This is a genomic window from Xanthomonas sp. NCPPB 1638 (assembly GCF_041475635.2).
In the GTDB taxonomy this organism is placed as follows: domain Bacteria; phylum Pseudomonadota; class Gammaproteobacteria; order Xanthomonadales; family Xanthomonadaceae; genus Xanthomonas; species Xanthomonas cucurbitae.
This window is the reverse complement of the sequence record NZ_CM192984.1, coordinates 955,391-978,868: the sequence shown is the minus strand read 5'-3', so window position 1 is coordinate 978,868 and position 23,478 is coordinate 955,391. Positions and strand designations below refer to the sequence as shown.

The window sequence follows — 23,478 nt, the reverse complement described above, 5'->3', positions numbered from 1 at the left end:
CTCGCGGCCGGGGCCGCTCCTACAACGGCGGTGCAGGTCAAGAAAAAGCCCGGTCACCCGGGCTCTTTCCTTCCATCGATCGACAGCGCGCCGTTATAGCTGTGCCTCTTCGATCTGGATTCTGTAGCGCTTGCGCATTTCCTTGATGTAGGCCTGCGCCGCGTTGTTGCCGTCGATCTGGCTCAATTGCTCGCGCAGCATCGTCTGTTGCTCGGCCGGCATCTGCTTCAAGTCGCCCGGCGTGGCCTTGCTGATGACGAACACCGCAAAGCGCCCGCCGTCCAGCTCCACCTTGCCGACCGAAGGCTTCACTTCGCTTGGGCGAGGAGCACTGAAAATTGCGCGGTTTGCGGCCGGCGTCGGGATTGGCGCGGTGCGTGGCAGCCCCGGGATCGGCTGCAGTTGCAGCTTCTCGCTCTGCGCCAGCACCTGCAGGGTTTCGCCCTTCTGCACGCGGGCCAGCAAGGCGTCTGCAGCGGCGGCAGCGGCCTTCTCGGTGCGGTCTGCATGCACGGCGGCAGTCACCTTGTCGCGCACCTTGTCCAACGGCAACGCCTGTTCGGCGGTGTGGTTGGTCACGCGCAACACCACGCTGTGATTGGGCGCGATGGTGATCGGGTCGCTCACGGTCCCGTCCTGCACCAGCGTTTCGGAAAATGCCGAGCGCAACACCACCGGATTGGCGGCAATGCCGCTGGCAGTGGTCCGCGAGAACGGGCCCAGGGTCTGTACCGGCAAACCGACCTGCTTTGCAGCCGGCTCCAAGGCGGTGGGGTTCTTGTAGATCTGATCCACCAGCTTGCCGCTGACATCGGCAAACGCCTTGTCGGCATCGGCCTTGAGCTGCTCGGCGGCAAGCTGGTCGCGGACCTGCTCGAACGACTTACCCTGCCCGCCCTTGACCTCGCGCAGCTGGATCACGTGATACCCGAATTCGCTCTTGATCGGCCCGACAACGTCGCCTGCCTTCATCGAGAACAGCGCATCCTCGAACGGCTTGACCATTGCCCCCTTCTCGACCCACCCCAGGTCGCCACCGGCATCCTTGGAGCCAGGATCCTGCGAGTTGGCCTTGGCCAACGCAGCGAAGTCCGCACCTGGCTGCTTGGCCTCGGCGGCCAGCTTGGCGGCCTTCGCTTCTGCTGCCTTTTGTGCAGCGGCATCGCTGCCGGCGGTAATCAGGATGTGCGATGCAAGGCGCTGATCCGGCTCGACAAAACGCGCCTTTTCTTCTTCGTAGCGCTTGCGCAGCGTGGCGTCATCGGCCGCCGTGGCAGGCGGCATCGTGGCGGCGTTGAGCTCCACGTATTCGATGCTCACCGTCTCCGGCTGACGGAAATCCTGCGTGTGCGCGTCGTACCACTGCTTGATCTGCACGTCGCTGACGGGGGCAGTGTCGGCCGCCGGCGCCGGCAACATCGCCAGCTCCACGTCACGTGTTTCGCCCATCAGCTTGAGCAGGCGCTCGAACTCGGTCTTGGTCGCAAACCCGGATTCGGCAACGGCCTGTGGAATGACCGACTGCTGCAGGCTGTCGCGCACCAGCCCATCGAACTGTGCCGGCGTGCGTGGCGGATTTCCCTGCGCCAGCGCTGCACGGTACTGGTCCGGGCTGAACTTGCCATCGACCTGGAACGCCTGGATGTTGGTGATGTAATCGCGCACCGTCGCATCGCCGATCACGATCCCGGCATCTTCGGCGCCAAGCCGCACGACCTGCTCATCCACCAACTGGTCGAGCACCTGCAGCTTGTTTTCGCGGGATTCGAACGTGCGCGGGTCGAAATTTTCACCCTGGCGCTGACGCTCCTGCATGCGCGCCTGTTCGAAACGCGTGCGGAAGTCCTGCGTGCTGATTTCATGGTGCTGCCACAGCAACGAGACCGGCCACCACGTCGGTGCCGATTTCCACCAGGTCGGCGGCGCCTGCACCTTGGCAACGTTGTTGGCGCCAATGCCGCCCAAATAGCTGTTATCGATGACGAACAGGAACGGAATCATCAGCAACCCCAGGATGGCGGTGGCGATCCAGCCTGACGTCTTGTCGCGAAGTTTCTGCAGCATTGGCAAATCACGGCCTGTGGGCGAGCCGCGCAGTGTAACCCGCCTGACGCCACGCACCCAGCCCGGCGCCTGTCACTACGGGAGCGCAGCGCAAGAACAGCCGATCCGGAGCGATGCAGGCGCATCCGAAACGGGCCGCGCCGAACCAAAAAAAAGCCCCCGGCACAAGGCCGGAGGCTTTGGTATAACTGGCGGAGCGGACGGGACTCGAACCCGCGACCTCCGGCGTGACAGGCCAGCATTCTAACCAGCTGAACTACCGCTCCGCTTTGAACTTGACCCTCTACCCCCACCGCAATCGCGACGCGAATGCAGTGGAGAAAACAAAGCCCCCAATCGCTCAGGGGCTTTGGTATAACTGGCGGAGCGGACGGGACTCGAACCCGCGACCTCCGGCGTGACAGGCCAGCATTCTAACCAGCTGAACTACCGCTCCGCGCTTGAAACAGTTGCCTGGTGCTTAATGGTGGGTGCTGAGGGTTTCGAACCCCCGACCCTCTCCGTGTAAGGGAGACGCTCTACCGCTGAGCTAAGCACCCTAGCGAGTCGATTAGTTTACTGCATCCTTGAGGGCTTTACCAGCCTTGAATGCAGGATTCTTCGAAGCGGCGATCTTGATGCTGTCGCCCGTCTTCGGATTGCGGCCCGTGCGCTCAGCGCGCTCGCGGACCTGGAAGGTGCCGAAGCCAACCAGGGTGACGGCGTCGCCCTTCTTCAGCGCCTTGGTGATTTCGCTCACAACCGCGTCGACAGCACGGCCAGCTTCAGCCTTGGAGATGTCAGCGGCAGCGGCAACGCCATCGATCAATTCGGTTTTATTCATTCTTGAAACTCCCTTTGCGGCAGATGCCGCGGAATCGACAATCGGCGCTCTTGCCGTTAGCGAAGAACCCGACACAAGTGGTATCGCGTGACGCATCACATTTTGCCGCGCCCACGAGTCGTGCATTTATACCAGCGCCCCCAACAGCACGCAAGCCAAAACCCAATAACGACGCGGGTTTTGGCGTGTTTCGGGACGTCCTAGACAGCGCGCGTTAGTGCTTGACGCGGGCTCCCGGGGTGCTGCGCGACTTGCCACGCACGGCCACGCGCGAAGCGGTCTTGCGCGCCTTTTCCTTGCCGGCCTTCTTCGGCGCCAGCAGGCGTTCCAGTGCCAGGTCTAGCACTTCGTCGATCCACTTCACCGGCACGATCTCCAGATCGCGGGTCACGTTGGCCGGGATGTCGGCCAGGTCCTTGCGGTTCTCGTCCGGGATCAGCACGGTGCGGATGCCACCGCGCAGGGCGGCCAGCAATTTCTCCTTCAAGCCGCCAATTGCCGACACGCGCCCGCGCAGGGTGATCTCGCCGGTCATCGCCACATCCGCGCGAATCGGCACCTTGGTCAGGATCGACACCAGCGAGGTCACCATCGCGATACCGGCACTGGGGCCATCCTTCGGCGTGGAGCCATCGGGCACGTGCACGTGCACGTCCTGCTTCTGCAGGAAATCCACGTCGATGCCCAGCCGCTCGGCGCGCGAACGCACCACCGACAAGGCAGCCGATGCGGACTCCTTCATGACGTTACCGAGCTGGCCGGTGAGGATCAGGTTGCCCTTGCCCGGTACCAGGGTGGACTCAATCTGCAGTAGTTCGCCACCAACCTCGGTCCAGGCAAGACCGGTCACCAGGCCGATCTCGTTTTCTTCTTCGGCGCGGCCGAAATCGAAGCGGCGCACGCCCAGATACTTGTCGAGATTCTTCGACCCCACGGCCACAAGCGCCTTCGGCTTGCCTTTCTTGGTGGCTGTCTTGGCCACCACCGGCTGCGGGCCGGCTAGTGCGATTTCCTTCACCACCTTGCGGCAGATCTTGGCGATCTCGCGCTCGAGATTACGCACGCCCGATTCGCGGGTGTAGTAGCGCACGATGTCCTGGATGGCATCGTTGCCAATCTCGATCTCGTCCGGCTTCAGGCCGTTGGCCTTGATCTGCTTGGGCACCAGGTAGCGCATGGCGATGTTGAGCTTTTCGTCCTCGGTGTAACCGGGGATGCGAATGACCTCCATGCGATCCAGCAGCGGGCCGGGGATGTTGAGCGAGTTGGAGGTGGCGACGAACATCACCTCCGACAGGTCCAGATCCACTTCCAGATAATGGTCGTTGAAGGAGTTGTTCTGCTCGGGGTCCAGCACTTCCAGCAGCGCCGACGACGGATCGCCACGGAAGTCCATCGACATCTTGTCGATCTCGTCCAGCAGGAACAGCGGGTTCTTGCTGCCGACCTTGTTGAGGTTCTGCACCAGGCGGCCGGGCATGGACCCGACGTAGGTCCGGCGATGGCCGCGGATCTCGGCCTCGTCACGGATGCCGCCCAGGCTCATGCGCACGAACTTGCGGTTGGTGGCCTTGGCGATCGACTGCCCGAGCGAGGTCTTGCCCACGCCCGGCGGGCCGACCAGGCACAGGATCGGTCCCTTCATCTGCTTCACGCGCGACTGCACGGCCAGGTATTCGAGAATGCGCTCCTTGACCTTGTCCAGGCCGTAGTGGTCGGCATCCAGCGTGTCCTCGGCCGCCTTCAGGTCCTTGCGGACCTTGGTGCGCTTCTTCCACGGCACGCCCAGCAACCAGTCCAGATAGTTGCGCACCACCGCCGCTTCGGCGGACATCGGCGACATCTGCTTGAGCTTGTTGAGTTCGGCCTTGGCCTTGGTTTCCACCGGCTTGGGCATGCCGGCTTCGGCGATCTTGCGGGCCAGCTCTTCCAGCTCGCCCGGTGCATCGTCCAGGTCGCCCAGTTCTTTCTGGATGGCCTTCATCTGCTCGTTGAGGTAGTACTCGCGCTGGCTCTTTTCCATCTGCGACTTCACACGGCCGCGGATGCGTTTTTCCAGCTGCTGCACGTCGATTTCGCCGTCCACCAGGCCGACCAGCAGCTCCAGCCGCTCGCCGATTTCGGTGATCTCCAGCAGGCGCTGCTTGTCGGCCAGCCGCACGCCGATATGCGCGGCGATGGTGTCGGCCAGGCGGCCCGGCTCGTCGATGCCGGCCAGGGTCTGCAGCAGCTCGGGCGGCAGTTTGCGGTTGGTCTTGACGTATTGTTCGAATAGCGACATCAACGACCGCGCGATCGCTTCCACTTCGCGTGGCTCGCGCGCATCGCTGGCTTCGACCTCGGTGCCCTGGCCCTGCAATGCGCCGTCCAGCTCGACCACTTTGTCGACAGTGACGCGCGACAGGCCTTCCACCAGCACCTTGATGGTGCCATCGGGAAGCTTCAGCAACTGCAGCACCTGCGCCAGCGTGCCGACGGTGTACAGGTCGGCCGCCGCAGGGTCGTCGGTCTCGGCCGATTTCTGCGCCACCAGCAGGATGCGCTTGTCCGCCTCCATGGCCTTTTCCAGCGCGCGCATCGACTTGTCACGCCCCACGAACAGCGGGATCACCATGTGCGGAAACACCACCACGTCGCGCAGCGGCAACACCGGCAGATCGAGAACTTCTGGTTGGGACTGGGCCATGGGGCGCTCCGCAGGAAGGGACATTCAAGGCGTAAAAAAAACCGATGGCCCCGTTATGGGGCCATCGGCTAGACGTTGCAAGTAGCGCTCGAAAACCCTTTAGCCACCAGCGAGGACACCACCTGGGCAATGGGTTGGCAGGGCTCAGTCCCCGGACGCGGCCTTGGCCGGCGCCGGTTGCGCCTGGTAGATCAGATACGGCTCGGACTTGTGTTCGATCACCGACTCGTCCACCACGACCTTGCTGACATTTTCCTGCGACGGCAGCTCGTACATGGTATCCAGCAGCACCGATTCGACGATGGTGCGCAGGCCGCGCGCGCCGGTCTTGCGCTTGAGCGCCTTCTTGGCGATCGCCGACAAGGCATCCGGGCGGAACTCCAGCTCCACGCCTTCCATGTCGAACAGCTTCTTGAACTGTTTGGTGATGGCGTTCTTGGGTTCGGTCAGGATCTTGATGAGCGCCGGTTCATCCAGCTCTTCCAGCGTGGCGACCACCGGCAGCCTGCCGACGAATTCCGGGATCAGGCCGAACTTGATCAGATCTTCCGGCTCGACCTCGGCCAGGATCTTGCCCACTTCCCGCTTGCGCTCGCTGCTCTTGACCTTGGCACCGAAGCCAATGCCGCCGGCATCGTTGGAGCGCTGCTGGATCACCTTGTCCAGGCCGGCAAACGCGCCGCCGCAAATGAACAGGATGTTCTTGGTGTCCACCTGCAGGAATTCCTGCTGCGGATGCTTGCGGCCACCCTGCGGCGGCACCGAGGCCACCGTGCCTTCGATCAGCTTCAGCAGCGCCTGCTGCACGCCTTCGCCGGACACGTCGCGGGTGATCGACGGGTTCTCGCTCTTGCGCGAGATCTTGTCGATTTCATCGATATAGACGATGCCCTGCTGCGCCTTTTCGACGTCGTAATCGCACTTTTGCAGCAGCTTCTGGATGATGTTTTCCACGTCCTCGCCGACATAGCCGGCTTCGGTGAGCGTGGTGGCATCGGCGATGGTGAACGGCACGTTGAGCAGCCGCGCCAGCGTTTCGGCCAGCAACGTCTTGCCCGAACCGGTGGGGCCGACCAGCAGGATGTTGGATTTCGCCAGCTCGACGTCGTCGTTCTTGCTGCGGCTCTCGATGCGCTTGTAGTGGTTGTACACCGCCACCGCGAGCGTGCGCTTGGCGCGCAACTGCCCGATCACGTATTGATCCAGCACCTCGAGGATCTCGCGCGGCTTGGGCAGGCTGGACCGTGCCGACTGCGCCTTTTCCTCGAGTTCTTCGCGGATGATGTCATTGCACAGCTCAACGCACTCATCGCAGATGAATACGCTAGGACCGGCAATCAGCTTGCGGACCTCATGCTGACTCTTACCGCAGAACGAGCAGTAGAGAATCTTGTTGCTGTCGCCGGAACGACCTTGGCGGTCTTCGCTCATGCTTCTGTTACCCAGTTACCCCACCCGATGCACGGGGGTTCGATTTCGAGAATAGCACAGGGCCGGGAGGACATTCGCCCTGCCCGACCCTGCCGGATTTTCCTGCAATTTCAATGACCTGAAAATCAAGACGGCTGGATCGACTCGTCCGGACGGCGCTCCAGCACCTGATCCACCAGACCATAGGCCTGGGCATCGACGGCACTCTTGAAGTTGTCGCGTTCGGTGTCGCGCGCGATGGTCTCCAGCGACTGACCGGTGTGCTTGGCAAGAATTTCGTTCAGGCGCGAACGCAGGGTCAGGATCTCGCGGGCATGGATGTCGATGTCCGTCGCCTGGCCCTGGAAACCACCCAGCGGCTGGTGGATCATCACGCGCGAATTCGGCAGCGCATAGCGCTTGCCCGCCGCACCCGACGCCAGCAGCAGCGCGCCCATGGAGGCTGCCTGGCCGACGCAAATCGTACTCACGTCCGGCTTGATGTATTGCATGGTGTCGTAGATCGCCATGCCGGCGGTGACCACGCCACCGGGCGAATTGATGTAGATGCTGATGTCCTTTTCCGGATTGTCCGCTTCCAGGAACAGCAGCTGGGCCACGATCACGTTGGCCATATGGTCGTCGATGGGACCGACCAGGAAGATCAGACGCTCCTTCAGCAGACGCGAGTAGATGTCGTACGCACGCTCGCCACGGCTGGTCTGCTCGACCACCATGGGCACCAGATTCAGGGCTTTGGTCACAATGCTCATCGGTCTTCCTGTTGTGGCAGCGGCCTGTGCCGATGCCCGTGTTCGATATCCGCACCCCGACGACGGCAGGGCGCGGTTCTCTTGCTCCCGCCTCAGACCCGGATGGCGTCCTGGAACGACAGCGACTGCTCGGTGTGCTGGGCGCGCTCGGCGATCCAGTCGATCACCTGCTCTTCCATGACACGGCTCTGCAGCCCACCCATCAGTTGGGGGTCGTTGCGGTACATCTCAATGACCTGCTCCGGCTCTTCGTAGGTCGAGGCGATCAGACGCAGCGTTTCGCTGACGCGCTTGGATTCCAGGCGCAGCTCGTTGCGACGGGCCACTTCACCCACCAGCAGACCGACCAGCACGCGCTTGGCGGCGGCGTCCATGAAACCCTGGTGGGCGTCGGCCGGCACCTGGCCCGGATCGCGGCCACTGCGGCGCAGCTGCTCGACCTGCTGGGCCAACATGGAGCGCGCTTCGTTCTCGACCAGGCGCGGCGGCATTTCGACATGCGCATAGGCGGCGATCAGCTGCTCGCCCACTTCCCGGCGCAGACGGTTCATCAGCGCGCCCTTGAGCTCGCGCTCCAGGTTGGTGCGGATGTCGGCGCGGAACTGCTCGGCATCGCCACTCTTCACGCCGAAGCTCTTGATGAATTCCTTGTCCACCGCCGGCAACACCGGTTCGGACACTTCCACTGCCTTGACATGCACCTGCACGGTCTTGCCGGCCAGCTGCGGCACCCGCCATTCGGCCGGGAAATCCACGCTCAGGGTCTTGTCTTCGCCCTTGGACAGCCCTTCCAGACCCTTTTCGATCTGGTCGAACATCACGCCCGAGCCCAGCACGCTGCTGCCGGTCTCCACGCCCTCGGCGGGCAGACGCTCATCACCGGCCTGCGACCAGGTCTCCAGTGCCACCAGGTCACCGACCTGCGCGCCGCGCTCGACCGGATTCCAGGTGCGGCGCTGCAGGCGCAGGTTTTCGATCATCTGGTCGATGTCGGCATCGGTCACTTCAGCGGCCGCACGCACCACCGACAGCTTGGCCACGTCGATATCGCCGAAATCCGGCACCACTTCGAAGGTGGCGACGAAATCGAAGTCGCTTTCGCCCTGGTCGATGCGCGGGTTGCCGGCCAGGCGCAGCGAATGCTCGCGCACTGCCGAATCGAAGGTCTCACGCAGCAGGCCTTCCATCGCCTCGGCCCGCACCTGCTGGCCGAAACGCTGTTCGATCACCTTGGGCGGCACCTTGCCCGGACGAAAGCCCTTGATGCGCGTGGTCCGCGCCAGTTCGCGCAGGCGGCCACCGACATGGGTCTCCAGGCGCTCCTGCGGCAGGGTGAAGGTCAGGCGGCGTTCCAGATTGCCGGTGGATTCGATCGATGCTTGCATGTTGACTCCTGCCACCGACAGCGCACAGCGTCGGCACGAGATGGAAGATGCGGGTTGACGGATGGCGAGAAAGCCGCCGAGCCTTGTAGTTTCGCCGATAACGGCGGCCGCTGCCAGCGGGACGGGCACCCCCGTGCGCAAAAAGCGAGCGTATGACGGGCGTTGCAGCGGCCGGAACGCTCACGGCCGCACTGCATTGGTGCGAAAGGGGGGACTCGAACCCCCACGCCTTGCGGCGTCAGAACCTAAATCTGGTGCGTCTACCAATTCCGCCACTTTCGCGATGCTGCACTTACCTAGCCATTGTTGCAGGGATGGACGCAAAGAAAAAGCCGCAGGCCACGCAACGCCCCTGGCCGGCGCGCACCACCTGCCTCGACTCCGACCGGCGCACTGCGAGCGCAGGCACGCCCGGCAACGAACACAAAGAAAAACAGCCACTCAACTTGCGCTGAGTGGCTGCCTATCTGGTGGGCCGTCAAGGATTCGAACCTTGGACCTACTGATTAACAGTTAGCGCTACTGAGCTTACAAATCAGGAGCTTGCTCGGCTTATTTCTCCCGGCAGCCAAGCCCGGAGGCCTGGTGCGCGCTTGGGCGTCATGCCAATTTTCCCGATCGTCCCGGCTACCGGCCTCATCCTATGTGGCTCCAGAACGCGGCCTGCGGTCTGTCACCTCTGCTCGGATCCTCGCCTGTTGGCGCACGGCCCACATGACGGTGCCACGCTCTCCCTGGTCGAAGCTGTTGCAGTCGCGCTCCACAAAAGGCGCGAAGGGTTTACCAGGCGGCACCGGCCTTCGGCGCTCCAGCAGCACGTATCACTCGCCAGTGAGTCTCTGCACCAACCTGGCCACCTCTTCACCCTCGAGGAAAAGCGCCGTCGGTGACCCCATCGCGCTCTGCCAAGGCCTCTCCCAGCGGAAGCCAGGCGGCAGCACAGGCTCATCGCCGGCATTGATCGCGCTCATGCGGCAGTGACCGACATATATAAGGTGTGCTGCTGACCACCGTGCTTGTTGGCCAACTGGCTTGCGCGCTCAAGCATGGCCACGGTCTGGTCTACCACCCGCCAGCGCTTCCAACCGGCCTCGTGGACGGTATCGGGGTTCGCCTACAGGGCATCGTGGTTCAGCGACATTGCGGGTGTAACCGGTCGTAGCGAGTGCTGTGGCGACCTACTCTAGCGCGCCCCAATCTCAATTTTTCAGATGACCACGGGAGAGAGGTAATCTAGGTCATCCAGCCCCAGAAATACACATACTTCAATGTTTATCGGGTCTTCGCGGATCACTGTGGGTGCAATCGAGCATTTTCGGGTAGCGCGGGCAGGAAGCTGGCGATGATCTTGAGCCTCAGGAACTCCTCGTCGCGATAGCCGTAGGCGCTGCGCTGGATGACCCGGATCTTGTTGTTGAGCCCTTCCACCAGGCCGAGGCTGACCTTGTTCTCCGGCCTGCAGTACGCCGCGATGCCGTCCCAGTGCCGCTCGATCATCCCCACGAACGTCTGGTAGGGCGCAAGCCGCTGCCAGCGCAGACTCTGCTTCCAGCGCTCGAAGAACTCCCGTGCACCTCGCTCGGTGCGGTAGCTCCACAGCTGCCCGAAGGACTCTTTCAGCAGGTACGCCGTGTTCAGACGTTTGTTGGCCGCCAGCAACTTGGCGAGCGCCTTCCGACCGTCCAGGGTAAGGTTTTCGCGATTGCTCAGCAGGGTGTAACGCTGGCCCTTGATGTAACTGCGATCCTGGCCTTGAAGGCGCTTGTACTCGTCGCGCCGCACCTGATCGAGCGCGTCGGACAGGTGGCGCATGATGTGGAATTTGTCGAACACGATGCTGGCGTTGGGCGCGTTCTTGCCCACCGAGTTGCGAAACGGCCGCCACATGTCCATCACCGCCACGTCGATGCCAGCACTGCGTTTTGGGCCCAATTCGGCGAAGAACTGGTCGATGTCCGCCTCGGTGCGCCCACTGCCGCCGAACCAGATCGGTCGGCCGCGCTCCAGATCGCTGACCACAACGCGGTAGTCATGGCCCTTGTGGATCGCGATCTCGTCGATGCCGATGGCGCGCGGCGCCGGCGTCCCCGCCCGGCGCACCTGCTCGGCCATGTACAGCTTGGACAGCTCCTTGACCGTGCTGTCGTGCAGGCGCTCCAGCTCAGCCACGGCCTTGTGCGTCATGCTTCGGCACAGATTGCCCACATGTAGGGCGAATCGCTCGGTGTAGCGCGGATTCTTGGCCAGCCAGTCCAGCCGCTCTACGTGCACGCCGCCGCACCCCGGGCAATCGACCCGCCAGCGCTCGAACTCCACGAACAGCATCCAGCCGGCCGCCCGCAAGTCGCGGGCGCGGCACAGGCGCTTGTCGTAGCGGCTGCGACACCGATGGCCACAGTTGGAACACACGGCCGTTTTTTTCGGCGCCGCAAGGTCACGATCCGCGCCTTCGGGGCGCCGAACACGCCCTTGAGCGTGGACTCCGCCGCGAAGCCAGGGAAGGAAAACAACTCACTCAGCCGACGGCCCGTTTTCATGCAGAACACCGCGTCAAGAAGTCAGCACAGGATGTACCACCTTCTGGGACGGTGGAAAGGGCCTGTTTCCAAGGCTCAACGCAGATTCAGGGGCCTCAAGGCACCCACACGAATCCGCGATGAGCCTGTTTATCAAATACTTATAGAGAAATATCAAAAGTAATTAAAGGGTAACTGGGAGGTAATGGGATTACCTTTCGGGCAGGTAATCCCCCCAAAAAACCCTTAAATTTCAATCACATGACTTTTCGATGTGGACCCAATTACCTTAAATCACCCCAAAAGGTAATCCCAAATTTCCGATTGATATCAATCCCTTAAGTCTGGTTTTGGCTTGCGGATTACCGATTACCTGTTTCCGATGGTCATTTGCCGAAACGCCCCCGGGAGGCCTGGCCCGGAACAAGGCTGCGCACCGCCCGCTGAGCCTCACAGGCGCGCAGGGATCTGCAGGGAAGAAACGTCCCCGTGACTCCCACGGATCGCTAGCTGCAGCGGGGCCTAGGTCTACCCTGCAGGGGTGCAGCGAAAACCGTGCATGAAGGCCGCAGGCGTGGCGGGGCGACGATTGCGCGCGCCAGGGCCAGCGCTGTCCGTAGGCGTCGGTGTTTTCCTACTGCGTCGGTCGCTGAAGACGGGCAACATAGGAGGGTGCATCCCATCCCAACAGGGCCTGCAACATGCCCGCCATCCGCTGCCGGCCCCGCCTCCATTGCTGGCGGGCAAGCGCCAGAGGTAGGCATCTGACCGTGGGCAGCGAAGCGACTCACTTGTAGGCACCTGTTCGACGCATGCTGGATTGTTGAGAGAAAGCACCTATGAACGAAGCAAAAAAAGCCCGCGCAACACATGACAACGCACCTCAGAAAGGCGCGTTCTACATCCTCAGGTCCGATATCGGGGGGGGCGGTCGCGGCCCTGGTTTGAAGCTCGAGAACCCAGATGCGGTGCCATTTTCCATTGCTGACAGCCTGCCGGAAGAGGACGCGGGACTAGCCACATTGAAGGAGACCCCGCGCCTGCGCTACGACAGCCGCATTGGTGATATGCCCGATGATCTTGAGAGCGGTTTGACGGACTACTGGCTGGTCTCCGAGCCGCTGAAGCAGGTCCTTGACGCTGCTGACCCAGAAGGCTTTGCCTTCGCGCTCTGTGACTTCCGACTGGAAGACGGTACGCCCGCAGCACCGCACTATCTTTGCGAGGTGGTGCGGATTATCGACGCCATCGACGAGGAAGCATCTACCGTCAAGGTGCTGACCGGATATCCAAATGGCAAGTACTACAGCCTCGTGGGGGGGGCCAAGTTGGCTTTCAACAAAGATGTGGTCGGGGCAGCGCATGTGTTCCGAACACCTTATACGGCAGATGCCTTCTGCGATCGATTCTTGCGCGACACCTTGATTTCCCATGGATTCGGCAAATCACCCAAGAAGCGTGGGGTTCGGCTAATCGACGCTGCAAATTACGGATAGAGATTTCTCTGCATGGATTTTGGAGCAAAAACAGATGCCCTCCGGTAACGTCATCCTTCAAAGTCACCACGTCATTGAAAATAGCACTTTTCTCAGAAGTCGGCTTCTTAATAAATTGGTCGAGCATGGATTGATCGACAAGGATGTATCGGCAAATCGCCTGTATCTTCCGGTAGACGGCAAGCTGGCTGACGAAGTCGAAACTTCGCCACACCGAGGACGCACCCGCAGGTCATATACGGATGCAATCGTTGATCATCTTGACAATCTCAGTAAATCCCAAAACGGCCGCGCTGCCATACGCAACGACGCTGCTGCATTGAAGCTCGTCGCCGCGCAAGTCCACGACCTGCAGGACACCCTTAAGGTCGCCCTGATCAATGGCGACATGTTCGCAACGACTCCGGATCGCTTGACCAAGGCCGAGACCAACGCGCAAAACCGCAGCACGCTCTCCGAGTATGAGCAATACCGCACCACCCACGCCGACCAGTTGAAAACGCTGCGTTCGATGAGCAATGTCGAATCCGAATGGGCCGCGATCACGCACTCCGAACAACGGATCACACAGGTGATCGACGCCGCGCGCACGACCGCCAAAAATCTGGTCGCTGTCCCGGATGAACGCGATGCCGTCATCCGCGAGATCGCCGGCCGCGAGGAATTTCGCATGGCCATCGCGCACGCCGAGGATGCCGGGCGCGTGAGGTTATCCGAGTCCAACGCGGCCTTGGTACAGCAGGTCTTGGATGACACGCCGACAACCATCGGCGGTGCTGCGCCCAGCATCCGCCAAGGCGCAGGCGCCACACCGCATCCGTCGTACACACCAGTATCGCAACGCGGCTTCACAACCGCCGAACTGTTGGCAGGCGAGCTATCTGCAGGCCAAGCGCTACGCACCGCCGGCCTGCTCGCCACCGCCGCCGACACCGTGATGACCGGCCAACGCGCCACGCACTTGCTCGGCCAGGACAACCCGCTCGCCGCGCAATCAGAGCTGGCACACTTCACCGGGCGCAATGTCGGTGGCTGGGCCGGCGGCACGACGGCCGCCTACGCGCTGGGCAGCTCCGGCGCCGGGCCGATGGTGCTGATCGCCGCCGATGCCTATTTCATGAGCGTGGCCGGCGAGAAGGCCGCCGCGCTGCTCGACAACCGCGCGATCTACCGGCAGACCGATGGCGATGACACGCACTGGTCCTTCGATGGCCGCGCCTGGGCGCGCGAGGGCAAGGCAGACACCACCGCCGATGGCGTGGACAACCCCAACGCCACGCCGATCGTCGCCAGCTACGCCAAGGCCCGCGAGCTGAACTACCAGGCGACCAACGTCGCTGCCGCACTAGCTTTGAAGGATGCGCCCGCACCGCAGGATCCTTACCAGCAGCCGGCCAATGCCACCGACCGTCCCAGCCTGAGTCCTGCCGACTGGAAGCGCGACCCGGCAGACGGCCAATGGCATCGTCTGGTCAAGACGGCGGTCTCCGGTGCCAACGATCGCGGCAGCTACGTGCAGGAGACCGCCTTGCCGCCGCGCGCGGCGGAACTGGAGGCACAAGCGCAGGCCGTCATCGCCCGCAACATCGCCAACAGTCCCGGTGCGATCGCCGCGCGCTATGAACTGGCCTACCACCGCAGCGGCTGGGCCGCCGAGGGCTTGCCGATGTCGCCGGCCGTCCAGCAGGCGTTGCCGGATCCGGATGCGTTGACTGCCTCGAACGGCCAGCGCTACTACCGCGACATCGAAGGCCGGTGGACCAGCCCCGGCACTTCGCCCGATGCCAACCGGGTGCTGGAGCTGGAGACCACGCGCGCGATGCTGCAGCCGGCGCTTGCCGAGCAGGCCCGGGCGATTGCCGCCATCCAGCAGACCCCGCCATCGCCGCAGGACGTGCAGCGCGAGCAGACGCTGTACCAGTACCGCATCGTGGGCACGGAACTGCAGCCGCAATGGCGCGAAGCGATCGAGCTGGCAACGCAACGCACGCGCGAAGCTAAAGGACTCGCAGGCGATGGCGCTATGCAGCTGCAGCGCGGGCCGGGCGGTCAGTACGGCGCCGACAGCCCGATCGCCCATCTGCAGCGCGGTGCCGATGGCGTGGAGCGCATTGCAGCAGTCACCAGCACCGAGGACATCCGTCAGGCGCTGCAGGAACTGCAGGCTCGCCAGCAGCCGGATGCACCGGTGCAGCAACTGGCCTCTGCGTCGCCCTCATCCGAAGGCTCCACAGATGCGGACACGTCCGGGTCGCCGCCCTCCAACCAGCAGGCGCTCAACGTGCCGGCCCCAGACCAGGCCACCAGCGCCGCGCAGGAGAACCAGCAGCGGCAGCAGGAGGGACGGCAGGCGCAAGACCAGCAGTTGGCGCAGGCGCACGCGCTGCAGGAACAGGCCTCACGTGAGGACCGGACGCAGGCGAGGCAGTCGCTGCAGGCGCATGCGGCACTGGAAGCACGGCAACAAGCGCTGCGACTGGCGCAACAAGAACGCCAGGCACAGGACACCCAGCAGCGCGAGGAGGAGCAGGAGCAGCGGCAGGCACACGACATCGAGCAGCACCAACAAGCACAGCAGCAGAGTGAGCAACAGACACGCCAGGCACTGGATGCTCAACACAACGAACAACAGCGCCTACAGCTCCAGGAAGCGCCGCTGGCAGAGCAACCACCGGTGCAGGGCCAGGATGCTCCGGGGCGCAAACAAGCAGCCGAGCGCACCACCGATCCCATGGCCCATGCGTCACCAACTCTCCACGCCCTAGGCACTGCCCAACGCGAGGCAGAACAGCGCCCTGCTCAAGACCACGATGCACACCGGCCGCAGATCCAGACCCAACCGCATGCCGCCCAACCTGAGCAGGCACAGCCAGCTGAAGTGGCGCGGCAAATGCAGCACACGGCGGACCAGCTGACACAAGAAGAGCGCGCGCACCAGTCCGAGCAACACGCAGTGATCGCGCAAGCGCCTGCGGCAAATCGGCACCAGGCGATGGAAACGCGCGACGAACAGGCCGTAGCGCCGCCAGCGGCCGCACGCGACGCCACGCCAGCACCAGGCGCGGACCTGCCTGCCGATGCACGCATTGCCCAGTTGATAGAGGCACCGGAGATGCGATCGTTCGCCGCACCGGTTGTGGCTGAGCGTATTGATGGGGAAAGGGCGCTCACGCCACAGCCCCCGGTACCGAATGCGCCTGCAGCGCCACCCACAGCGGCCCTCGTCACCGATGCAGCCAGACAGTCCCATGGCGCGCCCACTCCAGAGCCTCCCGCCGATCCCTCAGAACACGCCGCCCCATCGAACCGGCCCACGTCGGCATCGGATGCGCAGAAGCAGGCCCCAGAGCAAGCCAAACCCGCCAACGTTGCGGCTGCAGATCCCAATTCATGGGCAGAAATAGCGCGTTCTGCACGCGCGCTCCGCATCCAGGCCGAACAGGATCTCGATATAGAAAACCGGGTCTTCGCGGATCACTGTGGGTGCAATCGAGCATTTTCGGGTAGCGCGGGCAGGAAGCTGGCGATGATCTTGAGCCTCAGGAACTCCTCGTCGCGATAGCCGTAGGCGCTGCGCTGGATGACCCGGATCTTGTTGTTGAGCCCTTCCACCAGGCCGAGGCTGACCTTGTTCTCCGGCCTGCAGTACGCCGCGATGCCGTCCCAGTGCCGCTCGATCATCCCCACGAACGTCTGGTAGGGCGCAAGCCGCTGCCAGCGCAGACTCTGCTTCCAGCGCTCGAAGAACTCCCGTGCACCTCGCTCGGTGCGGTAGCTCCACAGCTGCCCGAAGGACTCTTTCAGCAGGTACGCCGTGTTCAGACGTTTGTTGGCCGCCAGCAACTTGGCGAGCGCCTTCCGACCGTCCAGGGTAAGGTTTTCGCGATTGCTCAGCAGGGTGTAACGCTGGCCCTTGATGTAACTGCGATCCTGGCCTTGAAGGCGCTTGTACTCGTCGCGCCGCACCTGATCGAGCGCGTCGGACAGGTGGCGCATGATGTGGAATTTGTCGAACACGATGCTGGCGTTGGGCGCGTTCTTGCCCACCGAGTTGCGAAACGGCCGCCACATGTCCATCACCGCCACGTCGATGCCAGCACTGCGTTTTGGGCCCAATTCGGCGAAGAACTGGTCGATGTCCGCCTCGGTGCGCCCACTGCCGCCGAACCAGATCGGTCGGCCGCGCTCCAGATCGCTGACCACAACGCGGTAGTCATGGCCCTTGTGGATCGCGATCTCGTCGATGCCGATGGCGCGCGGCGCCGGCGTCCCCGCCCGGCGCACCTGCTCGGCCATGTACAGCTTGGACAGCTCCTTGACCGTGCTGTCGTGCAGGCGCTCCAGCTCAGCCACGGCCTTGTGCGTCATGCTTCGGCACAGATTGCCCACATGTAGGGCGAATCGCTCGGTGTAGCGCGGATTCTTGGCCAGCCAGTCCAGCCGCTCTACGTGCACGCCGCCGCACCCCGGGCAATCGACCCGCCAGCGCTCGAACTCCACGAACAGCATCCAGCCGGCCGCCCGCAAGTCGCGGGCGCGGCACAGGCGCTTGTCGTAGCGGCTGCGACACCGATGGCCACAGTTGGAACACACGGCCGTTTTTTTCGGCGCCGCAAGGTCACGATCCGCGCCTTCGGGGCGCCGAACACGCCCTTGAGCGTGGACTCCGCCGCGAAGCCAGGGAAGGAAAACAACTCACTCAGCCGACGGCCCGTTTTCATGCAGAACACCGCGTCAAGAAGTCAGCACAGGATGTACCACCTTCTGGGACGGTGGAAAGGGCCTGTTTCCAAGGCTCAACGCAGATTCAGGGGCCTCAAGGCACCCACACGAATCCGCGATGAGCCAGAAAACCACATCGCAGATGCACGGCAAGCGCGCATAGCGCGCGGTGAGCCGCCGTTTACCGAGCGGGAACTGCGCGATGGATACGACCCCGATGGTCCCTCGGCAATGAGACGACCACCGAACACCTTGGCAGGCACCGCCTCGCAGGGTGGTCTTTTTGCAACACCGGCGCAAACCGACGTTGAGCAGGACGATCGACCGCCGCCCAAGCGCAAGAGCATCACCGGTGATCCGGACGTGGATGATCTGGTGTACGCGCTGGACTCCAAGAACGATCTGGCCATCGAACAAGCCTTGAAGCGCGCCGGCAATAGCGCCCACAGCGCGGCGTTGGCACAGCAAGGTCATGAGCATCTGGACGCCAAGGCTCAGCAGGAAGCCCAGGAACAGGTGACGACGCGCCAAGCGCTGGGGATGGACGTGGCAGCAGAGGTGCAGACCAGTCGCGGCCCGGTGATGGTGCTGACGCTGCCGCAGTTCGCCAACGGGCCGATGATGCAAGGCTCAGGCCCGCCCGGTGATGGCGGGGGGGGCGACGGAGGCGGAGGCGGAAGTGGCGGTGGTGGTGGTGGCGGATAGCCAGAACGCAACAAACGCATTGAACCTACAGGAGAGAACGATGGACATCCAGAACACCTCGACGCTGCCGGACAGCGGTGAATCGCACCAGGCGATGAAGGACTCGATCAAGGCCATGACGACAGTCATCGCGGCGATGCAGCGGCGAGAGCAAACCCTAGAGGATCTCGTCCGTCATCAAATGCAGCTTCTGCAGGCGGCAGTGAACAGCGCCGATCAACGCGTCACCCGGGTGGTGGAGAGCGCGCTTCCCCGGCTAACGCAGTTGAGCAACCAGGCATTGACGCAAACGCTGGAACCAGGGGCCGAGCGATTCAACAAGAAGATGGTCCAAGCGGAAAGAACGCTTGAGCAGGCGACGGCGCGCTATGCACGGGCACAGCAATCGCTGGAAACCACCGCCACCCGGCGCAGCTGGGCCGGCCTCGGCGCGTTGTTGGTCGGCACGCTCCTGTGTTTGGTTGCAGTCGGCTACGCCGTCCAGGGCGCCCGACCAGTACTGGCAGAGGCTTCGCAGCGCCGTGCGGAGATCGCCTTTCTGGACCGTGTGGCACGCGCGGACCTATTGCCCTGCGGCGAGGACAGGCTCTGCGTCACGCTCGACAAGGCAGGGCCGCGCTACGGCAAGAGTAAGCAGTATCGCGTTGTGGCCTTGCGCCAACCGCCTGCGCAATGAAAGCCGAACCGCCACGCGGCAGCTCGGCTTCACGGCCTACAGGGCGTTTAGCCGATCGCGGGTGACCGCTGCGTACTGATCGGTCATCTCGATGCCGACCGCTTCAAGGCCCTCCAGTTGGGCAGCGACCAGCGTGGTGCCGCTGCCGCAAGCCTTGAGCGCTTGCTACCTATCATTTGGTGCTGTAGAGACTTTTGAGGGGTAAGGGTTCAAGCCCCTTCTTGCTACACATCGACTTGTAAATCTGATAGCACTGAGCAATTTTATCCTTCGGAAGTGAGCTGTCACGATGGTCCAAGAACGCAACAGCGTGGCCATCCTCATCCTGAACACCCGTGCCGGACCGCTCGATGTCACCCCAGTCTTGCTGGTTCTCATCTTCAGAATCGACAGCTTTTGCTCGGGTACTGCCGTTGAGAGCAACGGAGCATGCAGCTGAAAAAAGCGTTGCATGTTCTTGAAACTCCTCGTAAGCATCTTCCTGCTCAGCTAACCGAAAATCGTTCGCCATAAAATCTACCTCGTGTGCAGTAATTTTCCCCCCAATTTTCCTGAACAAAAAAAAACAGCCACTTGATTCTCGTCAAGTGGCTGTTTTGTTTGGTGGGCCGTCAAGGATTCGAACCTTGGACCTATTGATTAAGAGTCAACTGCTCTACCAACTGAGCTAACGGCCCTGAAACTGGTCGCACATTGTATGCGCGTTTTTGCTTCGTTGCAACACCCCGCGAAGCATCGGGTCGAACTGTCCTGCACTGCCTGATTCAGTGGGGTGGCTGAGGGGACTCGAACCCCCGACATCTGGAATCACAATCCAGTACTCTAACCAGCTGAGCTACAGCCACCACTGAAAACCTGCTTCCTACCGTACCGCCGATGGCGCGCCCGACAGGACTCGAACCTGTAACCGCCGGCTTAGAAGGCCGGTGCTCTATCCGGTTGAGCTACGGGCGCCCGGACCGAACTTCGCATTCCCACGCCGCCAAGAGCTCGGAATGGTCGGGGTAGAGGGATTCGAACCCCCGACATCCTGCTCCCAAAGCAGGCGCGCTACCAGACTGCGCTATACCCCGGCGGGACCTTCCAATCCCGAAGGGCTGGAAAGGTCGGCTATTTTGGGAACGATTTGCGCCGCTGTCAATCACCACGCGTCAATTGGCGCATCCGGTATCCTGGGGACTGAACTCTGCCTGCTCACGCGCCCCGGCGTGGAGCACCCCACCTTTATGGAGAAAACGCATGCGTAGCGGCAATCCCGCCCTTCGGGAATCCACCTTCCTCGACCTCGGCTCCGGCTCGGTGGTCACCCGCGACGGCGAGGCGATGACCCTCAATGGAACCGTCAACAAGACCGGCCTGCTGCTGTTGATGGCCGTCGCTACTGCGGCCTTCGCCTGGTCGCAATCGATCGGCGCCGATGGCAACCCGCTGCCGGCGGCGCGCGTGTACATGATCGCCGGCGCGATCGGCGGGCTGGTGCTCGGGCTGGCCACCAGCTTCAAGCCGACCTGGGCACCGGTCAGCGCACCGCTGTACGCATTGGTGGAAGGCTTCTTCCTGGGCTCGATCTCGGCGGTATACGAGGCGCGTTTCGACGGCATCGTGTTCCAGGCGGTGCTGCTGACCTTCGGCACCCTGTTCGCGCTGTTGTTTGCCTACCGCAGCGGCATGATCAAGGCCACCGAGAACTTCAAGCTGGGCGTGGTGGCCGCGACCGGCGGCATCGCACTGGTCTACCTGGCCACCGTCGTGCTGGGCCTGTTCGGGGTGCGCATCCCCTTCATCCACGATTCGGGCCTGATCGGCATCGGCTTCAGCCTGTTCGTGGTGGTGGTGGCTGCACTGAATCTGGTGCTGGACTTCGACTTCATCGAAAGCGGCGTGGAACAGGGCGCACCCAAATACATGGAGTGGTACGGCGCGTTCGGGCTGATGGTGACGCTGGTGTGGCTGTACCTGGAGTTCCTGCGCCTGCTGTCGAAGCTGCAGTCGCGCAATTGAGCGGGGAATCGGGAATCGGGATTGGGGAATCGTGAGAGCGGTTTCCTGCAACTGGTGAGCAGCCGCGGCTTCTCGGCAACGTCCGAGCAAAACAAAAGGCGCCTAGGCGCCTTTTGTTTTGTGCGATCTTCCGGCGCGCTCAGAGGCGGCTGGCGATGGCCTTGGCAAAGCCCATGGTGTTGCCGCTGCCGCCCAGGTCGGGGGTCAGCGAATCCTTGGCTTCCAGGGTGGCCACGATGGCCTCGCGCAGGCGCTCGGCATTCTCGGGCTGGCCGATATGGTCCAGCATCTGCGCGGCGCCCAGCAGCAATGCACACGGATTGGCCTTGCCCTGCCCTGCGATGTCCGGCGCCGAACCGTGCACGGCCTCGAAGATCGCCGCATCGACGCCGATGTTGGCGCCCGGGGCCAGGCCCAGGCCACCGACCAGACCGGCGCACAGGTCGGAGATGATGTCGCCGAACAGGTTGGTGGTGACGATGATGTCGAACTGTTCCGGGCGCATCACCAGCTGCATGCAGGTGTTGTCGACGATCATTTCCTGGAATTCGATGTCCGGGTACTGCGCGGCGACATCACGGGCGACCTTCAGGAACAGGCCCGAGGTGGACTTGATGATGTTGGCCTTGTGCACCGCGGTGACCTTCTTGCGGCCGGTGGCACGCGCCAGGTCGAAGGCATAGCGCACGATGCGCTCAGAGCCCTTGCGGGTGATCCGGGTGCCGGAGAACGCGGTCTCGCCATCCTCGGACACGGTCTGGCCTTCGCTCAGATAGGCGCCTTCGGTGTTCTCGCGCACGGTGATGAGGTCCACGCCGTCGGCAAAGCGCGACTTGGTGTTCGGGAACGACTTGGCCGGACGCACGTTGGCGTACAGGTCGAACTTGCGACGCATGGCCACGTTGATCGAGCTGAAGCCCTCGCCAACCGGCGTGGTCAGCGGGCTCTTCAGGGCGACCTTGTTCTTGGTGATCGAAGCCAGGGTGGACTCGGGCAGCAGATCGCCGTGCTTTTCCAGCGCGACCAGGCCGGCATCGGCGTACTCGTAGGTCAGGCCAGCCTGCAGCGCGTCGAGCACGAACAGCGTGGCATCCATGATCTCCGGGCCGATACCGTCGCCGCGAATGACCGTGATTGTCTGCGTCATAACGTTGGGTTTCCGAACTTGAAGGGGGGAGCGCCAGCCGGAAGCCCGGCTCACCGGCGCAAGGAGGTTTCACTGGCAATTATGCCCGATGCCGGTGAAGGCGCCCAAACCGACCTTGGTCTAAGGGCAACCATCCAACGACTGCGTGGTCAGGAAGCCGGTGCTCGGAATCGGCATGTATCCGTCCTCCGTGCGCTGCGGTTGCTCCCTGCCGTCCACACTGCCTGACGACTACCCGCGATGTTTTCGCAGCCATCCAAGAGCGGCCGGCGCCCGAACGCAACGCGCCGCCTCATCGGGCGGCGCGTGTCTTGCTCGCTTTTTACGAATCCCGAATCCCGAATCCCCACTCCCGCGCCTCAGCACCCCACTCAGTCGTGCGCGTGCTGGGCCGGCGCCTGCGCGCCGCCTTCGAGCTGGTCGAGAAAATCCACCGCGCGGCGCAGGTGCGGGATCACGATGGAACCGCCGACCACCAGGCCAACCGAGAAGGTCTCGAAGAACTCCTCACGGGTCACCCCCGCTTCCTTGCACTGGGCGACGTGGTAGCTGATGCAGTCGTCGCAGCGCAGCACCACCGAGGCGACCAGGCCGAGCAGCTCCTTGGTCTTCACCTCCAGCGCGCCGGCCTGGTAGGTCTGGGTGTCGAGCGCGAAGAAGCGGCGCACCACCTGGTTGGGCTCGGCCAGGATGCGCTGGTTCATGCGCTGGCGGAATTGCGTGAACTCGCGCAGGCGGTCGGCGCTGCCGTCGTCGGAACCACTCATGCCTGACCGCCCGTGCCGGTGAACAGTGGCTCCAGCTTGCCGGCGCGATGCATGGCCATCATGTCGTCGTAGCCACCCACATGGACGTCGCCGACGAAGATCTGCGGCACGCTGGTACGCCGCGCCAGCGCGACCATCTTCTCGCGCTCGGCCGGGTCCAGGTCGATCCGCACCTCGGTCCAGGTCTGGCCCTTGCTCTTGAGGAAATTCTTGGCTGCCACGCAGTACGGGCAGATGGCGGTGGAATACAGGGTAATGGGCGGGCCGGCGGCCGCGTCCTGCCGGGGATGTTCTTGGCTCACGGGAA

Annotated in this window: 16 protein-coding genes, 9 tRNA genes and 2 pseudogenes; 5 read left to right on the top strand and 22 right to left on the bottom strand. The window is 63.1% G+C overall.

Annotated features, from left to right (window positions below; translation table 11 throughout):
- Nucleotides 1-93: 93 nt before the first annotated feature.
- The 12 genes from ACCQ13_RS04245 to ACCQ13_RS04190 form a co-directional block, all read right to left on the bottom strand.
- The gene (locus ACCQ13_RS04245) at nt 94-2,064 is read right to left on the bottom strand and encodes a peptidyl-prolyl cis-trans isomerase (protein ID WP_104605024.1); all 1,971 of its coding nucleotides are present in this window, start codon (nt 2,062-2,064) and stop codon (nt 94-96) included.
- A 189-nt stretch (nt 2,065-2,253) separates the two neighbouring features.
- Nucleotides 2,254-2,330 (bottom strand) — tRNA-Asp (locus ACCQ13_RS04240).
- A gap of 93 nt (nt 2,331-2,423) precedes the next feature.
- Nucleotides 2,424-2,500 (bottom strand) — tRNA-Asp (locus ACCQ13_RS04235).
- A 28-nt stretch (nt 2,501-2,528) separates the two neighbouring features.
- Nucleotides 2,529-2,603, bottom strand: a tRNA-Val gene (locus ACCQ13_RS04230).
- 11 nt (nt 2,604-2,614) lie between these two features.
- Nucleotides 2,615-2,887: a non-specific DNA-binding protein Hbs gene (gene hbs / locus ACCQ13_RS04225; protein WP_002806049.1), complete on the bottom strand. Its 273-nt coding sequence runs from the start codon at nt 2,885-2,887 to the stop codon at nt 2,615-2,617.
- A gap of 214 nt (nt 2,888-3,101) precedes the next feature.
- On the bottom strand, nt 3,102-5,573 hold the full coding sequence (gene lon / locus ACCQ13_RS04220; protein ID WP_372372342.1) for an endopeptidase La: 2,472 nt from the start codon (nt 5,571-5,573) through the stop codon (nt 3,102-3,104).
- Nucleotides 5,574-5,717: 144 nt separating this feature from the next.
- Nucleotides 5,718-7,004: an ATP-dependent Clp protease ATP-binding subunit ClpX gene (gene clpX, locus ACCQ13_RS04215; protein WP_104605018.1), complete on the bottom strand. Its 1,287-nt coding sequence runs from the start codon at nt 7,002-7,004 to the stop codon at nt 5,718-5,720.
- Nucleotides 7,005-7,129: 125 nt separating this feature from the next.
- Nucleotides 7,130-7,756, bottom strand: coding sequence for an ATP-dependent Clp endopeptidase proteolytic subunit ClpP (gene clpP / locus ACCQ13_RS04210; RefSeq protein WP_104605016.1), 627 nt, complete (start codon nt 7,754-7,756; stop codon nt 7,130-7,132).
- 92 nt (nt 7,757-7,848) lie between these two features.
- Complete coding sequence (gene tig / locus ACCQ13_RS04205) at nt 7,849-9,141, bottom strand: trigger factor (RefSeq protein WP_159406679.1); 1,293 nt, start codon at nt 9,139-9,141, stop codon at nt 7,849-7,851.
- 197 nt (nt 9,142-9,338) lie between these two features.
- Nucleotides 9,339-9,423 (bottom strand) — tRNA-Leu (locus ACCQ13_RS04200).
- A 186-nt stretch (nt 9,424-9,609) separates the two neighbouring features.
- Nucleotides 9,610-9,717: transfer RNA gene (locus ACCQ13_RS04195), tRNA-OTHER, on the bottom strand.
- 714 nt (nt 9,718-10,431) lie between these two features.
- Nucleotides 10,432-11,550 carry an ISL3 family transposase gene (locus ACCQ13_RS04190; protein WP_159406429.1) on the bottom strand — a complete coding sequence of 373 codons (1,119 nt, stop codon included), beginning with the start codon at nt 11,548-11,550 and terminating at the stop codon, nt 10,432-10,434.
- 946 nt (nt 11,551-12,496) lie between these two features.
- On the opposite strand from ACCQ13_RS04190, the gene ACCQ13_RS04185 reads away from it, so the two are divergent.
- Both ACCQ13_RS04185 and ACCQ13_RS04180 read left to right on the top strand, forming a co-directional pair.
- Nucleotides 12,497-13,153 carry an imm11 family protein gene (locus ACCQ13_RS04185; protein ID WP_104605012.1) on the top strand — a complete coding sequence of 219 codons (657 nt, stop codon included), beginning with the start codon at nt 12,497-12,499 and terminating at the stop codon, nt 13,151-13,153.
- Nucleotides 13,154-13,226: 73 nt separating this feature from the next.
- Nucleotides 13,227-16,715: a hypothetical protein gene (locus tag ACCQ13_RS04180; protein WP_483887899.1), complete on the top strand. Its 3,489-nt coding sequence runs from the start codon at nt 13,227-13,229 to the stop codon at nt 16,713-16,715.
- Here ACCQ13_RS04180 and ACCQ13_RS04175 read toward each other — a convergent pair.
- The gene (locus ACCQ13_RS04175; RefSeq protein WP_159406429.1) at nt 16,628-17,746 is read right to left on the bottom strand and encodes an ISL3 family transposase; all 1,119 of its coding nucleotides are present in this window, start codon (nt 17,744-17,746) and stop codon (nt 16,628-16,630) included. The two genes, ACCQ13_RS04180 and ACCQ13_RS04175, sit on opposite strands and share 88 nt — an antisense overlap.
- Before the next feature lie 204 nt (nt 17,747-17,950).
- Here ACCQ13_RS04175 and ACCQ13_RS04170 point away from each other — a divergent pair.
- Together ACCQ13_RS04170 and ACCQ13_RS04165 are read left to right on the top strand one after the other, a co-directional pair.
- Nucleotides 17,951-18,580 (top strand): annotated as a pseudogene (locus ACCQ13_RS04170) (hypothetical protein); the annotation flags it as partial.
- A complete protein-coding gene (locus tag ACCQ13_RS04165) occupies nt 18,522-19,256 on the top strand; it encodes a hypothetical protein (protein WP_274392050.1) in 735 nt (244 codons plus the stop codon). The pseudogene ACCQ13_RS04170 and the gene ACCQ13_RS04165, both read left to right, overlap by 59 nt.
- 36 nt (nt 19,257-19,292) lie before the next feature.
- Here the strand turns inward: ACCQ13_RS04165 and ACCQ13_RS04160 are convergent.
- From ACCQ13_RS04160 to ACCQ13_RS04135, 6 genes and pseudogenes are all read right to left on the bottom strand, one after another.
- Nucleotides 19,293-19,403, bottom strand: a pseudogene (locus ACCQ13_RS04160) (site-specific DNA-methyltransferase); the annotation flags it as partial.
- Between the two features lie 25 nt (nt 19,404-19,428).
- Nucleotides 19,429-19,767, bottom strand: a complete 339-nt coding sequence (locus ACCQ13_RS04155) for a hypothetical protein (protein ID WP_159406676.1) — start codon at nt 19,765-19,767, stop codon at nt 19,429-19,431.
- Nucleotides 19,768-19,857: 90 nt separating this feature from the next.
- Nucleotides 19,858-19,933: transfer RNA gene (locus ACCQ13_RS04150), tRNA-Lys, on the bottom strand.
- Between the two features lie 91 nt (nt 19,934-20,024).
- Nucleotides 20,025-20,101, bottom strand: a tRNA-His gene (locus ACCQ13_RS04145).
- A 32-nt stretch (nt 20,102-20,133) separates the two neighbouring features.
- Nucleotides 20,134-20,210, bottom strand: a tRNA-Arg gene (locus ACCQ13_RS04140).
- A gap of 42 nt (nt 20,211-20,252) precedes the next feature.
- Nucleotides 20,253-20,329, bottom strand: a tRNA-Pro gene (locus tag ACCQ13_RS04135).
- Nucleotides 20,330-20,495: 166 nt separating this feature from the next.
- Between ACCQ13_RS04135 and ACCQ13_RS04130 the strand changes: the two genes are divergently transcribed.
- On the top strand, nt 20,496-21,257 hold the full coding sequence (locus ACCQ13_RS04130; RefSeq protein WP_104604071.1) for a Bax inhibitor-1/YccA family protein: 762 nt from the start codon (nt 20,496-20,498) through the stop codon (nt 21,255-21,257).
- A gap of 139 nt (nt 21,258-21,396) precedes the next feature.
- Here ACCQ13_RS04130 and ACCQ13_RS04125 read toward each other — a convergent pair whose 3' ends face one another.
- The 3 genes from ACCQ13_RS04125 to grxC all read right to left on the bottom strand — a co-directional run bounded on the left by ACCQ13_RS04125 (nt 21,397) and on the right by grxC (nt 23,473).
- Nucleotides 21,397-22,404 (bottom strand): isocitrate dehydrogenase, encoded by a 1,008-nt coding sequence (locus ACCQ13_RS04125; RefSeq protein ID WP_159406675.1) that lies wholly within the window; start codon nt 22,402-22,404, stop codon nt 21,397-21,399.
- A gap of 371 nt (nt 22,405-22,775) precedes the next feature.
- Nucleotides 22,776-23,171 (bottom strand): carboxymuconolactone decarboxylase family protein, encoded by a 396-nt coding sequence (locus ACCQ13_RS04120; RefSeq protein WP_159406674.1) that lies wholly within the window; start codon nt 23,169-23,171, stop codon nt 22,776-22,778.
- Nucleotides 23,168-23,473, bottom strand: a complete 306-nt coding sequence (grxC, locus tag ACCQ13_RS04115) for a glutaredoxin 3 (RefSeq protein ID WP_104604074.1) — start codon at nt 23,471-23,473, stop codon at nt 23,168-23,170. The genes ACCQ13_RS04120 and grxC overlap by 4 nt, the downstream gene beginning before the upstream one ends.
- Nucleotides 23,474-23,478: the final 5 nt, after the last annotated feature.

Bases quoted from the DNA above. Each gene is read 5' to 3' on its own strand.
- ACCQ13_RS04245 (WP_104605024.1), bottom strand. From the start codon at position 2,064: ATGCTGCAGAAACTTCGCGACAAGACGTCAGGCTGGATCGCCACCGCC.
- hbs (WP_002806049.1), bottom strand. From the start codon at position 2,887: ATGAATAAAACCGAATTGATCGATGGCGTTGCCGCTGCCGCTGACATC.
- lon (WP_372372342.1), bottom strand. From the start codon at position 5,573: ATGGCCCAGTCCCAACCAGAAGTTCTCGATCTGCCGGTGTTGCCGCTG.
- clpX (WP_104605018.1), bottom strand. From the start codon at position 7,004: ATGAGCGAAGACCGCCAAGGTCGTTCCGGCGACAGCAACAAGATTCTC.
- clpP (WP_104605016.1), bottom strand. From the start codon at position 7,756: ATGAGCATTGTGACCAAAGCCCTGAATCTGGTGCCCATGGTGGTCGAG.
- tig (WP_159406679.1), bottom strand. From the start codon at position 9,141: ATGCAAGCATCGATCGAATCCACCGGCAATCTGGAACGCCGCCTGACC.
- ACCQ13_RS04185 (WP_104605012.1), top strand. From the start codon at position 12,497: ATGAACGAAGCAAAAAAAGCCCGCGCAACACATGACAACGCACCTCAG.
- ACCQ13_RS04165 (WP_274392050.1), top strand. From the start codon at position 18,522: ATGGCGGGGGGGGCGACGGAGGCGGAGGCGGAAGTGGCGGTGGTGGTG.
- ACCQ13_RS04155 (WP_159406676.1), bottom strand. From the start codon at position 19,767: ATGGCGAACGATTTTCGGTTAGCTGAGCAGGAAGATGCTTACGAGGAG.
- ACCQ13_RS04130 (WP_104604071.1), top strand. From the start codon at position 20,496: ATGCGTAGCGGCAATCCCGCCCTTCGGGAATCCACCTTCCTCGACCTC.
- ACCQ13_RS04125 (WP_159406675.1), bottom strand. From the start codon at position 22,404: ATGACGCAGACAATCACGGTCATTCGCGGCGACGGTATCGGCCCGGAG.
- ACCQ13_RS04120 (WP_159406674.1), bottom strand. From the start codon at position 23,171: ATGAGTGGTTCCGACGACGGCAGCGCCGACCGCCTGCGCGAGTTCACG.